The following is a 13,061-nucleotide window of genomic DNA, read 5'->3' as shown; positions in this document are numbered from 1 at the left end:
ATAACCCCGCAGCCAATTCCCTTTTGTTTCCATTTACAATTCCATAAATATGCTACACCCAGAGATAGAAAAAAGAAAAACCTTTGCTATTATTAGTCACCCCGATGCGGGAAAAACCACACTTACTGAAAAGTTTTTGCTTTTTGGAGGTGCGATTAATACCGCAGGCGCCGTAAAACGTAACAAGGCCAACCAAAGCAATACTTCTGATTTTATGGAGATTGAACGCCAACGTGGTATTTCGGTGGCCACATCGGTAATGGGTTTTGAGTATAGCGGCAAGCGTATCAACATTTTGGATACACCTGGTCACAAGGATTTTGCGGAAGATACTTACCGTACACTTTCGGCAGTAGATAGCGTTGTTTTGGTGGTTGATTGTGTGAAAGGTGTGGAGGAACAAACGGAGAAATTGATGTCGGTTTGTAGAATGCGTAATACTCCAGTTATCATCTTCATCAACAAGATGGACCGTGAGGGTAAAGAAGCATTCGATTTATTGGATGAAATTGAAGAAAAACTGAACATCAGCTTGTGCCCACAATCTTGGTCTATTGGACAAGGACATACTTTTAAGGGTGTTTACAGTATCTACCACAATCAGCTAAACCTCTTCCACTCTGATAAAACGAAAGTAACAGATTCGGTAGTAAAAGTGAATGATTTAAATGATGCTGCCCTACTTGACTATCTACAAGAAAAAGAAGTTGGCAATTTAAAGGATGAAACCGAATTGGTAAACGGCGTATACGGCGATTTAGATGTTTCGTTATACAAGGAAGGCTTGTTAGCACCTGTATTTTTTGGTTCGGCCATTAATAACTTCGGTATCAAGGAACTTTTGGATACTTTCATTGAAATTGCTCCTAGCCCAAGACACCGCGAAGCGGAAGAGCGTGATGTGCTGGTAGAAGAGAAGAACTTCAGTGGTTTTGTTTTCAAGATCCACGCTAACTTGGATCCTAAGCACCGTGATAGAATTGCTTTCTTGCGTATCTGTTCTGGTAAATTTGAGCGTAATAAATTTTATTACCATACCCGTCAGGGCAAGAAAATGAAGTTTGCCAACCCAATGGACTTTATGGCCAATGAGAAGAGTTTAGTAGAAGAAGCTTGGCCAGGCGACGTAGTTGGTTTGTATGATAGTGGCAACTTTAAAATTGGGGATACGTTAACCGAAGGGGAAAAATTGCAGTTTAAAGGCATCCCTAGCTTCTCTCCCGCTATTTTCAAGGAAGTAGAGAATATGGACCCAATGCGTACCAAACAACTGGAAAAAGGTATTGAACAATTAACTGATGAAGGTGTGGCGCAGCTTTTTGTCATGCAGCCAGGTAACCGTAAGGTGATTGGTGCTGTGGGCGAGTTACAGTTTGAGGTAATTAACTTCCGTTTAGAGCACGAATATGGTGCAAAATGTCGTTTCCGTACTTTAACCTACAGCCGTTCACGTTGGGTAACCAGCGATGACAAGAAAACCTTAGATGAGTTTGTGAAACGCAAACAACAGCACATTGGTACGGATAAAGAAGGAAATCCTGTTTATTTATCTGATAACGATTTCATGATTGACATGACTAAACGTGATTATCCAGATATTAATTTCCATACCACAAGCGAGTTTAAATAGAAAAATGGGTACTTGTCATTCTGAAGATCTGGCCAAATAAGTTTAAGAAGCTCCATTTTCGGAATGACAAGACCAATAAAGAAATACATTAGCGTTTCAACACTGTAACGCTATCTGGGTATCTCAACAGAATACTGTTCTCATCAATCAGTTTTTTTAGTGCTTCGTCTTTGATCGTGTCTAAAAATTCGTTTCTGAGGTAGAAAGCTTTTTCTCCCTTATCTGTTTTCCATTGTACGATTTTACAATTGCAGGCATGATTTTCCATGGTATTAATGACTTCTTTGATTTCGCCATCATTACCTTGTTTGATATAAACTTCACGAATTCCAATAATATCGTTGTTTGCTCCAGCATCAAAATTCCATGAGGCAGAAATCACCATAATTTTGTCTTTGTTTCCCGATAGCCGCATAAGTGATAGCCTTGGAGCTTCTATTTTATTTTCGCTGCCTTTAACATACGAGCGGATAGAAATGACATCGGGACTTTCGTATTGCATATATCCATAATGATCAAAACCTGCTCCATACCGATTAAACAAGAAATAACCATCCTTATATTTCACATTCACAATGTTCCTCACAAACTTATGGAACCTATTACTATCTGACTTGCGTGCCTGAGGAGAACCGATATATACCATCCAAACACCTTCTAATTTCGCAATTTCTTTTTGTGTTGGCTGATACGGTGTAATAACCAAATCTTTTTTCAAAGTTGCCAACTCACTTTTACTCGCCATCCACTGAAAAACAGCAATCGCAAGAACCATTATCAACACCATAACAATAGCTAGCATTTTTACGTTAGCACCTTTCGTTCGGTTAACAATTTGCGGCTGAGCACCTTCTTCCGTTTCTAGCAAATTTGTATCAGCTATATTTTCCTCAAATCTATTTCTGCCCATGGCATACAAATAAATATAGCAAGCATCAACCAAAAAAGAGCGAGGCTTAGCCACCAAGCCATTATAGGCGTCTTTAATTTGTCCGCCAGTAACATCATATTTTTGATAAGGATATTCAGTCTTAGATGAGCTTCTGTCTTCAGGATAATACCCGTGCCCTAATTCCTCCGCTGTAAAAGGCAATTGATTGCTAATGTTACTTAGCATCCTTGCAATATCTTCGTAGTTTCTACGATTGGTATTCAGATTAAGTTTACTACCAGTTTCGGTTTCGTATTTTTTAAATACCTGACTTAACAGATACTCAATTTCATCTTTCCCAGATTTTAAAGCCATATAAATTTCTTACCCCTTAGCCAACATGCGTTGTAATTTCAGCAAATTCGTTAATAAACTGAAAGTTGATGCTAAATATATCAATAATACTGCTAATGCATACTGTTACATTTTCAAGCTTTTAAAGCTCACTAAAAAATGAATCAAAGCATTAACTATCAAAAAGATACAATTATTTCGGAAAAATTCAAATGTATTTCAGAAATAAAAAATAAACTTTCTAAAAGACAGCTCTTGCCTTTTAACAACAAATATCGTCCTAACTTTAGGATAAGCCCTGCTCTACCGTAGCATTCCTTAAAAGCGATGCAACAACCGCGGCTAGGTTAACCAAATATTAACTTACTTAAACTATACTTATCTTGAAGTATCTTAAAATCTTGTATGTACAGGTGCTTATTGCCATTGTACTAGGCGTAATTGTCGGTCACTTTTTCCCAGGCTTTTCTACCACCGCCAAGCTGTTGGCAGACATGTTTATCAATGCGATCAAAATGATTATTGCACCAGTAATATTCATTAGTATTGTGCTGGGCATTGCTGGAGCTGGCGACTTGAAAAAAGTTGGGCGTGTAGGAATAAAAGGCTTAATTTATTTTGAAATAGTAACTACTGGTGCCATTATCATTGGCTTGGCAGTTGGTAATTGGGTGAAACCAGGAAGCGGCGTAAATAGCGCAGCTGTACAAGCCCAACCCGCAGCAAAAGCAGCTGCTTCTTCCCAAGGTATTGATTGGACAGAATTTATCAAACATATTGTACCAGACAATGCCATTGCAGCTTTTGCTAAAGGCGATATTATACAAATTCTCTTCTTCGGGATCTTATTTGCCATTGCCTTAGCAAAAATGGGTGAGAAAGGAACTTCTGTTATTGTTGGTTTAGAAAAGATCAACAAAATCTTGTTCAACATATTGCACATGGTCATTAAAGTCTCGCCTATAGGTGCCTTTGGGGGTATGGCTTATACTATTGGGAAGTTTGGTTTTGCTACACTTGCTGTATTAGGTAAATTGCTGATCACTTTTTATGTAACCGGCTTTTTGTTCATTTTTGTTGTGCTTTACCTCATCTTAAAATTCAATGGCTTTAGCTTGTGGAAACTTCTAGGTTACATTAAAGCCGAGCTTTTGATTGTTTTGGGTTCTAGCAGTAGTGAAGCAGTATTACCGAACATCATGGAGAAACTGGAAAAAGCAGGATGTAGTCGTAACGTAGTGGGTTTAATTATCCCTTCTGGCTACAGTTTTAACCTCGACGGAACCAGTATCTATTTAAGCTTGGCCATTATTTTCCTAGCGCAAGTATTTGGCGTAAACCTAACTTTAGGTCAAGAACTTACCGTAATAGGCATTTTACTGCTCACCAGTAAAGGTGCCGCTGGTGTAACTGGTAGTGGCTTTTTAGTGCTCACCTCAACACTAACCATTTTAAATATTATTCCGCTAGAAGGCATGGCATTATTGGTCGGTGTAGATAGGTTCATGAGCGAAGGAAGAGCTATCATTAACGTTATTGGCAATACCGTAGCGACTGTTGTAATTTCAAAAAGCGAAAAGGAAATTGACATCGCACAATATAAACAACTGGTAGAGAAAACTGGAGCAGCTTAATTAAATTAGCAGCTAACTATTATTTTAATTACCATAAAACCGAATATAATGAAATACATTTTGTTCCTAACCCTATTAACTTTCTCTGGTATCACCTCATTATTTGCACAAATCAACAGCAGCACGGTGGGCAAGCAAATGTTTTATTTTGATAATAATGGCAAATTAAGAAGCCCAATAAAAGTGTTTTACTTTAGCCCTAAAGCCAATGCGTCAGATATGCCAGTGGTAGTGATGTTGCATGGTGCCAATCGAGATGCTTCTGCCTACCTAGACGACTTGGTTAATGCTGCTACTGTATTTGGCTGTAAAATCATCGCTCCGGAGTTTGATCAAGAGGATTATCGTGGAGCGGAAAAATATAACTTAGGCAACGTTTACGAAAAGAACAAAAAGACATTCCTATCTCCAGAAAAGTGGAGTTTCTCGTTAATTGAGCCCTTGTTCGATCACGTAGTTGCACAAACTAAAAGCAACAGCAAGGGCTACTACCTGTACGGGCACTCTGGGGGCGCACAGTTTGTACATCGTTTCATGATGTTTGTAAAGCAAACTCGAATCATAAAGGCAGCATTTGCCAATGCAGGTTGGTATACATTACCAAATACGGAAACCGAATTTCCTTACGGGATAAAAAATGCGCCTATAGACCAACCGCAACTCGCTAAGTTCTTTGCGACCAAAACTTTCGTGATATTGGGTATGAACGACACCTCTACAGACGAAAAATCTTATAACGTAACCGATGATGCCGAAGCACAAGGTAAAACAAGATTTGACCGAGGCAAAAACTATTTTAAAACCGTTAAGGCAAAAGCAGAAGAAATGAAATTGCCTTTGAATTGGACTGAGATTTATGTACCGAATGTGGGTCACGAAAACGGTAATATAGGAAAATTTGCTTTTGCTAATTTCTTTATGGACATCCAACAATAAACCAAATGATAAATCAACCAAAATTATTAACCTTGCTAGGTACTTTTTTGGGTATAAGTTTAGGTCATTTTGCCTATGCGCAAAGCGACGATTTATACACCCGAGATTCTACCTATACCCTTACCGAAAGCCCAGGCAATACACACCTTTTGAGATTAAAGAAAGGATATTTGTTGGGCGACGGAATCACTTTCATTTCTGGAAAGGGAAATTTTAATCTCAGCCCCTCATTGCAGACGCTGTATGCTGTGAATTCAATCAACAAGAACTTATCTGATCCAAATGCAATGTTTGCGATCAATAGAGCTAGATTAAATGTATTTTCAAATCTCTTCGATAACAAAATTAGCTTAAATGCAAGGATCAACTTTGCCGCTAACCACACCAGTACCACCACCGGAGTTAGAACCTTTAACCCTACACTACAAGAAGCGAACATAGAATATCGACCAAGCCGAACCCACGTATTCAACTTTGGTTTAAGAGCTGATTACGTAGATGGTAGGGAAACAAGGATAGAGGGCGAAAGCTTGGGGTTTATAGACAGGAGTTTAATTTCTGATGCTTTTGATGCTATTTTCGATTTCGGAATTAGATATAAAGGGAATTACCGACTTGGTGGTTCTCATTTACTAAAACCTTACTTATCCATTACTACCGGAGATAGCCGTAGCGCCCTACAAAAAAACTTTGGGGGCTTTAAATATGGTGCTCGATTAGACTATTTGCCTTTTGACAAATTTTCTCGTGGTGGAGAGTTCTATATGGACGACCTCTACCGTGAAGAAAAACCAAAATTAGTAGTTGGGGTAGCTTATAGTTATAATGACGGTGCAACTTCGGCCAAAGGCACTAATGGTGGCCGTTGGTTATATGGCGATGCCGAACAAAACATCTTACTACCTAAGTACAGCAAACTCGCAGCAGACTATCTCTTTAAATACAACGGTTTTTACTCTATGGGTGGTTTTGTAATTACTAAAGCACAAGTACCAGACAACATTGCTGGTGAATTTAGGCTAAATGGAACTTTTAATCCTTATTCTTCTACACAAACCGCCGATCAAATTAAAAACACGGTACTATCTCGCTTAAATTTAGGTAGAGGATTTAATGTACAAGCAGGTTATTTGCTCCAATCTAACTGGGCTTTTGGCGGTAGGTTCTCGGCATTAAAAGAAGACAATGTTACCGCAACTTTCGCCGACAACGATAAGGCTTACACCTTTGTAACCACCAAATACCTATCGGCCCATGCCTTAAAAATACAATTTGAATTAGGTTATAGCCAGTTGAGGCAAAGTTTAAAAACTAGCACACAAAATGGCACTTATTACAGTCAGATACAATTTACCATTCAACTATAAAATATACTGAAATGAAGTTATGGGTGGCAGATTGCTAAACCTTAAAGCTTCCAATCATTAAAAACTAAAATCAGATGAAAAAAATATTATTCTTCTTTTGCTTTAGCTTGTTGTTCATCGGTAACAACGCAAAAGCACAGCTTGCACAAAACGATTCTACGTTTGTGTATGTGAATGGCGAAGGCACTTTCATAAGGCTCGGGAAAGGCGAAGGCACGGTAATTAACTTGCTTAGCACCTTACAGTCGGGTGCTCAATTTGGTAGAATAGATTCTCTATCTAAGAAAACCAACAACACTCGCATGAGTATCAACTTAGCGAGAATAGCTTTAACCGCAACCAACGCCAGACATAAGGTTTCTGCTGGTTTTGTAACCGATTTTACCGGAACATCGCCTATACTAGAAGGCTGGATTGGTTTTGATGTGCACAAAAGGGTAAAACTGGTATTAGGACAAAAGCAAACCCAAACCAATAATCGTTTAGCCATGGCCGATGAACGTTATGCCCAAACTATGGCGCAGAGCTTGGCAGGAAAATCAAGCGACGGCATTTTGTATGGGGGCTTGATGCACAATTTTGTTGGTGCAACACGTGAGGGCGGTTTATTCGTAGAAACCAATTTTAACATTCATCAAATGAGGATTTATCCTTCTTTATCGGTAACTACTGGAGAAGGGCAAAATTTCTTTACATCGCAACCTAGTAAGCAGGGATTTAAGTACGGTGGTAGATTAGATATTATGCCTCTTGGTGATTTCACTAAAAACAACGCTTTCATCGGACATGACCTTTATAGAGAAGCCAAGCCAAAATTAGTAGTTGGTGTGGCAGCAAGTTACAATCAAAAAGCAAGTAGTCCAATAGGTAGCGAAACAGGATTAATTACAGGTATTTTCGACAATAGCGGTGTAGCAACACTTGCAGACTATAGAAAATTAGTTGCAGATTTTGCCTTCAAAAGCAATGGATTTGCGCTAGTTGGAGAATACGTGGTTAGCACGGTAAATGGCAAAGATTTGTTCACTAATGCAGCTGCTACCAGCCAATTCACTCCCGAAGTAGCCAGCACTTACTATAATTTAGGAAGCGCCTACAATCTACAATCTTCTTATGTATTTAAATCGGGCTGGGCTGTTGATGGGCGATATGCTATTATTAAACCCGAGTTTGGTGTTACTGGATCTAAGATAGTAGATCAGAAATGGGCTACGTTCGGTGTAAACAAATTTCTAAAGAATAACGCTTTACGCATTGGTATCAATACCAATTATATCGAAATCAACTCGCCAGTAGCCAAAACCAAAAAATGGATTAACAATTTTGCGGTTCAAATTCTTTTGTAAGGAATTGAAAATCGTTTACTAACATAAAAATACAAGACATGAAAAGATATATTCCAGTCCTACTTTTAAGTATTGCAACTGCATTTGGTTGCTCTTCGGAAATAGAATTTACACCTATAGCTCCTCCATCGCCAGCAGGAAATTCAGATTTGTTGATTTCCGAAATATCAACGGCGATAAATACGGATGCTAATGCAAACGGAACTAGACCTCACTACGTAGAGATTTATAATGGCACAAATGAAAGTATTGATTTAAGCAATTATGCCATAGGCTATTTCGCAACAACAGATGCTGCTACATTGACAGATTGGACATTTCCTGCAGGCAATTTTTTAGTGTTGACATCAAAATTAGATAAAAGCAAATGCTATGTAATTGCCGCTCAATCTGCAGATGCCACAGTGATAAAAAGAGACATAACTTGGGGAACATCTACAAATGCAAGCAATCCTCTGCAATTAAGCGGCAACAGTGCTATCGCCTTACTTAAAAAAGATGCTGCCGGAACTATTGTTTTGGGAACGGCCAACTACAAAATTATTGACGTATTTGGCAGTCCGCAAGTGGCTAGGGTAACCAGTACTGGTTCTAGCAGCGCACGTAACAACTTCGTGTGGACCATCGCTGGCGAAACTGATACCCGAAATAGGACTTTCTTCAGAAAAGCTACAGTAAATAACCCCACAACAGATTGGAACAAGGCTAAAGGCACTACAGCTGTAGATAGTGAGTGGCAAGTTTCTGCCGATAGAGCTTGGGACTATACAAATTTAGGTTTACCAACTAAATAATAGAAGTTATTTATCAAACTCATCATAGCAGTATTATAGATACGACGCTAATTTGTTTAATCGAAATTTAAAGCTTCGCTAACATTTTTACTGATTTAATTGTATAAGTTTAGGTAACCAAATTTTAGAATCTTATGACAACAACCAACACCTACTTAAACTTCAATGGAAACTGCGAAGAGGCATTCAATTTTTACAAATCAGTATTTGGCGGCGAATTTACCTACATCGGTCGTTTTGGAGAAATGCCTTCAAGCGAAGACTATAAAGTACCAGAAACCGATAAAAACAAAGTGATGCACGTATCATTACCTATTGGAAGTTCTGTTTTAATGGGCAGTGATGTAGGCGGCGACTGGGCTCCAACTTTTAAGCAAGGAAACAATTTTGCAGTTTCTATTTCTGCACACAGCAGAGAAGAAGCCGACCGAATTTTTAATTTTTTGAGTACAGATGGACAAATTACCATGCCACTAATGGACACTTTTTGGGGAGATTATTTCGGCATGCTAACCGATAAATTCGGAATTAACTGGATGATGAGTTATAATAAGGAGGGGAAGTAAATTTTTATCGTCATTTCGACCGCAGTATAGCGAGCGGAGAAATCTTTGAACTTTGTAATTTCTATCTAAACAAAGATACCTTGTCCTCTTCAAAGATTTCTCCTATCGTCGAAATGACGGAAAGATTTCTAAAAATAAGCCCTTACCTGCATATTACCTGTATGCACTACATTAACTTGTGGAGATTTACGACCTTCATAACTAATGTTTAACTGTATACCATTACCGATCGTGCGCTGCAAGCCCAAACCCCAAGTATAATTATTTCCAATCTGTAAACCCGATAGCATTTCGTAACCAATGGTACTGTTGCTTTCTCCTGTAAATTGATTATTGATATAGCTCACTTTACCAGTCAACACGCCTTTTTTAAGCACATTATAGCGAGTCTCCGTAGTAAAAGTAACATTCTGGTTCTTCTCTCCACCAAACTCGCTAGCATTACGCTGACTTCCATAAACGCCAGCAAATGTCAATCTTAAATCGGTGCTGAACTGGTAATTAAATTCTGGTAAAAGCTCAAAGTAATTGATTTGGTAATTACGCTGCGCAAAAAGCTCCGAATTGTAATTCTTATTTCCTTGATTAACCGTGAAATTGATATTGGTACTTCTCACAGGAGAGGTTCTTATCCTCAGTCCTCTTTCGTTGCGTTTACGGCTATCAAATCCATTGCTCAAAAAGCTTTTACCTCCATCCGCTAAATAATTAAAATCTACACCAAACTTCGGATTACTGCGATTAAAGAAAAGTGTATTCCTTAAAAAAGAACTTAAAGAAATGAGATTTGCAGCGTCTATACCCGTATGAAAAGGATTGTAAACCTCGAAGCCATCACTTGCTAAAATCTTTCTATCTATTTTATAGGAAAGTTGGTTGGTAAATCTGCTTACAAATTTTTGAAAGCCTTTGCCGCCTTTTAAAATGGCACTTGGCGTAATACGAATACTCTGATTTACGCCGGTGAAATTAGTACGAACATATTCTGTTCCAGCGGTAAAAATACGGATATATTTGGCTTGGTCTGGGAAACGAGAAATCTCAAATTCGTTTAGTTCCTTGATACCATTTCCATTATAATCATTCCAAGCGTAAATTCCTTGTCCGGGCAAAACTTCTAAATAGGTAATTTCTCTTCTAGGCTCTTGCCCATTGCCCACCTCGTAGTAAATGGAAGTGTTGATAAAGCCTTTCATCGCATTGAGGTTATAATCTAATCTACCTACTAAGCTTTCATCATTGTTTACGGAAGCAAATCCATTTTCATATCCCGTTTTACGGTAACCCGCTGTTAACCTCAAGATTGAATTTACATTCTTGGTTAAATCTACACCTACGTTTACACTTTGCGAGTGCGAACTGTTCAACAATTCAGTTCCACGAGGTAATTGGTCTTGACGAAAGCTGTAGTCAATTTTATAGCGATTGCTTTGGCTAGCTTTGCTCTGCAGATATAATTTGTAAATGCTATAGGAGAAACTATTTCCTGTCAGGGCATCGGTTTGTTTATGGGCAGTGGTATTTTGCTGCTGTTCAAATACAAATCCGGCCACGAGATTAAACACCTCTCGATTAGCATCTAAGTAATGCTTAAAGAAAGTTCCATCATTTGCTGTGGCATCAGAATTAAGCAAACTTCCATCGTATTTAAAACCATATTTACCTGCTTTGTACAAACCATTAACCCTATGCAGATAACCTTGATATTGTCCTTCTCTAGTAAACGTATTAAGTGTATAGCCTATATTTTGGTTTTCCTTTTTAAACAATTGTAAGCCTGCCGAAAAAAGATGTTCGGTTGCTTCTGTAGTAATGGCGTCTAGGTTAAAATCACGGTTAAACTCCACCGTTCTATAGCGTTCTATCGGTTTGAAAGTTCTGCTTACATATTCGTAATTGGCAGAGGTGTTTAACTTCAAACCTTTATCATTTAATAAAATGGGATGTAAGGCTTCTAATTTTAATCCATAGCCAGAAGTGTTAGCTGCACTTTTATCGGCAAACAGGTTGACATTATTGTTGCTAATGGCAAATTCGGTACTGAAAAGACTTTGCTTCTTCGGCTTAAAATCAGCAGCCACTGTAATTAGTTGTTGTTGTTTAGGCGTAACCAACAAAGTGATGGGCTCGTAACTTCCCTGCATCACTCCACTTACAGGCTCTACAAATTCGTAAACCTTACCATTAGCTGCCGATTGGCTATTGATACGATAATTTCCTCGTCCTTCGCCGATGTACGAAAAGCCAACTCGATATTTAGCTAACGTCGGTTCAGTAGCGTATCGATAATATTCAATGCCTCCTACAGAAGTTAATCGTTCATACAGGATCTCATTCTCATTAAAAGGAACTTCGGTAACGTTAGGGTAATAAGCCTGCGAAATATCACGACCTAAGGTAGCCATGAACTGCTTTTGCTCATCATTCAGCGTTTGCAAAAAAGGTTGGTTTCTGTTATCCTTTTCGTTATAATAGTTCAATCGAAAAGCCAATTGATCTGTTTCTATCTGCTGACTTAAATAGGTTAGCGAGCGGGAATAATTTTTATCAGAATATTCGAATTCTACGGAGATACGAGAATTTAAATTGATGAGTTGCTTGGCAGTAAAGGTAATTTCGGCGGTATTGTAATCGATAATATAATCGTTATCCTGACCTCGTACTAAAGCCACGCCATCAATAAAAACACGTTCTGTACCAGCAATCACCACGATATAGGTTTCACCATTATTGCCCGTTAAACGATAAGGCCCCTGATTTCCTTCCTGACCAATAATCTGATTTCGGGCTGAGCGACCTTTAGCCACCGCTGCTGCGACGGTAGTACTGTACCTAATGCCTTTCTCCGTTTTAAAATCATGGCTAATCATGGCACCTTGGGTGCGTTTATAAAAATTCATGAAATAACTATTCGGACGTTTCAACTCGTAGTCTCCAGCGGTAAGTACTGTGCTATCTTTTTTGATTTGCACAAACACTCGGTCAAATTCGTTCAGTTGTTGGGTATTTCCTTCAGGCTGTATAGGTAGGTTGTCATCGGAAATAGCAGCTAAAATCTCGATGTCATTTCCAATTTTACCCGACATTTGCAATACCATATTAGAGTTTACCGAAAGATTTTGGTTATTACCGAACATAATCCCTCGCGAAATACTTCCACTCTTGTTTAAGCCTTTCATCGAAAAGAGCGTATTTTCTACTGCTTGCGGCTTATAACTATAGAAACTGCTATTATCTATCGGCAACTGCTCAATCAGCTTCACATCTTTATGATAATAGCTTTTAGAAAATAAAATTGGAAATATTTTATAGTTCAAGGTAAGCTCAATACCCTCTGCCCCTTTCCATAAAAAAGTAGCTTTGGCATAATCTATCTGATAAAGAGAAGTATCTACCTGAACGTTGGCATTGTAATGAACTTTAACCGATTGCGGCACCATACTCAAACTATCCAAAGCGATAATTTTGTTGGTGGCTGTAATTTTTTTAATGCGTTGGTTGGTATTCAGCTGTGCTCTTAATCCAGTGTTTACCAAAATCACTAAAAGCGATATGAGGCAAAC

9 protein-coding genes are annotated in these 13,061 nt (G+C 38.5%); 7 read left to right on the top strand and 2 right to left on the bottom strand.

Features of this window, described 5'->3' with window-relative positions; genetic code table 11:
- Window positions 1-49: 49 nt before the first annotated feature.
- Window positions 50-1,630: a peptide chain release factor 3 gene (locus tag CRO54_RS19495; protein ID WP_097133746.1), complete on the top strand. Its 1,581-nt coding sequence runs from the start codon at window positions 50-52 to the stop codon at window positions 1,628-1,630.
- An 88-nt stretch (window positions 1,631-1,718) separates the two neighbouring features.
- Here the strand turns inward: CRO54_RS19495 and CRO54_RS19490 are convergent, their stop codons facing one another.
- Window positions 1,719-2,876: a hypothetical protein gene (locus CRO54_RS19490; protein WP_097133745.1), complete on the bottom strand. Its 1,158-nt coding sequence runs from the start codon at window positions 2,874-2,876 to the stop codon at window positions 1,719-1,721.
- 362 nt (window positions 2,877-3,238) lie between these two features.
- Between CRO54_RS19490 and dctA the strand changes: the two genes are divergently transcribed.
- From dctA to CRO54_RS19460, 6 genes are all read left to right on the top strand, one after another.
- Window positions 3,239-4,489, top strand: a complete 1,251-nt coding sequence (dctA, locus tag CRO54_RS19485; protein ID WP_097133744.1) for a C4-dicarboxylate transporter DctA — start codon at window positions 3,239-3,241, stop codon at window positions 4,487-4,489.
- Between the two features lie 48 nt (window positions 4,490-4,537).
- Complete coding sequence (locus CRO54_RS19480; RefSeq protein ID WP_097133743.1) at window positions 4,538-5,425, top strand: alpha/beta hydrolase family protein; 888 nt, start codon at window positions 4,538-4,540, stop codon at window positions 5,423-5,425.
- A gap of 5 nt (window positions 5,426-5,430) precedes the next feature.
- Complete coding sequence (locus CRO54_RS19475; protein WP_097133742.1) at window positions 5,431-6,792, top strand: hypothetical protein; 1,362 nt, start codon at window positions 5,431-5,433, stop codon at window positions 6,790-6,792.
- 74 nt (window positions 6,793-6,866) lie between these two features.
- Window positions 6,867-8,138: a hypothetical protein gene (locus CRO54_RS19470; protein WP_138765856.1), complete on the top strand. Its 1,272-nt coding sequence runs from the start codon at window positions 6,867-6,869 to the stop codon at window positions 8,136-8,138.
- Window positions 8,139-8,176: 38 nt separating this feature from the next.
- Window positions 8,177-8,932, top strand: a complete 756-nt coding sequence (locus CRO54_RS19465; RefSeq protein ID WP_097133740.1) for a lamin tail domain-containing protein — start codon at window positions 8,177-8,179, stop codon at window positions 8,930-8,932.
- Between the two features lie 134 nt (window positions 8,933-9,066).
- On the top strand, window positions 9,067-9,498 hold the full coding sequence (locus CRO54_RS19460) for a VOC family protein (protein WP_097133739.1): 432 nt from the start codon (window positions 9,067-9,069) through the stop codon (window positions 9,496-9,498).
- A 128-nt stretch (window positions 9,499-9,626) separates the two neighbouring features.
- Here CRO54_RS19460 and CRO54_RS19455 read toward each other — a convergent pair whose 3' ends face one another.
- Entirely contained in the window at window positions 9,627-13,040 is a 3,414-nt protein-coding gene (locus CRO54_RS19455; protein WP_240775143.1) for a hypothetical protein, read from the bottom strand.
- Window positions 13,041-13,061: the final 21 nt, after the last annotated feature.

It is taken from the genome of Pedobacter xixiisoli (assembly GCF_900215335.1).
Lineage (GTDB): Bacteria > Bacteroidota > Bacteroidia > Sphingobacteriales > Sphingobacteriaceae > Pedobacter > Pedobacter xixiisoli.
The sequence above is the reverse complement of the archived record's forward strand: the minus strand, read 5'-3'. Positions and strand labels throughout refer to the sequence as shown.

What these genes read in the sequence shown, in the direction of transcription:
- CRO54_RS19495 (WP_097133746.1), top strand. Translation starts at nt 50, where the DNA reads ATGCTACACCCAGAGATAGAAAAAAGAAAAACCTTTGCTATTATTAGT.
- CRO54_RS19490 (WP_097133745.1), bottom strand. Translation starts at nt 2,876, where the DNA reads ATGGCTTTAAAATCTGGGAAAGATGAAATTGAGTATCTGTTAAGTCAG.
- CRO54_RS19480 (WP_097133743.1), top strand. Translation starts at nt 4,538, where the DNA reads ATGAAATACATTTTGTTCCTAACCCTATTAACTTTCTCTGGTATCACC.
- CRO54_RS19475 (WP_097133742.1), top strand. Translation starts at nt 5,431, where the DNA reads ATGATAAATCAACCAAAATTATTAACCTTGCTAGGTACTTTTTTGGGT.
- CRO54_RS19470 (WP_138765856.1), top strand. Translation starts at nt 6,867, where the DNA reads ATGAAAAAAATATTATTCTTCTTTTGCTTTAGCTTGTTGTTCATCGGT.
- CRO54_RS19465 (WP_097133740.1), top strand. Translation starts at nt 8,177, where the DNA reads ATGAAAAGATATATTCCAGTCCTACTTTTAAGTATTGCAACTGCATTT.
- CRO54_RS19460 (WP_097133739.1), top strand. Translation starts at nt 9,067, where the DNA reads ATGACAACAACCAACACCTACTTAAACTTCAATGGAAACTGCGAAGAG.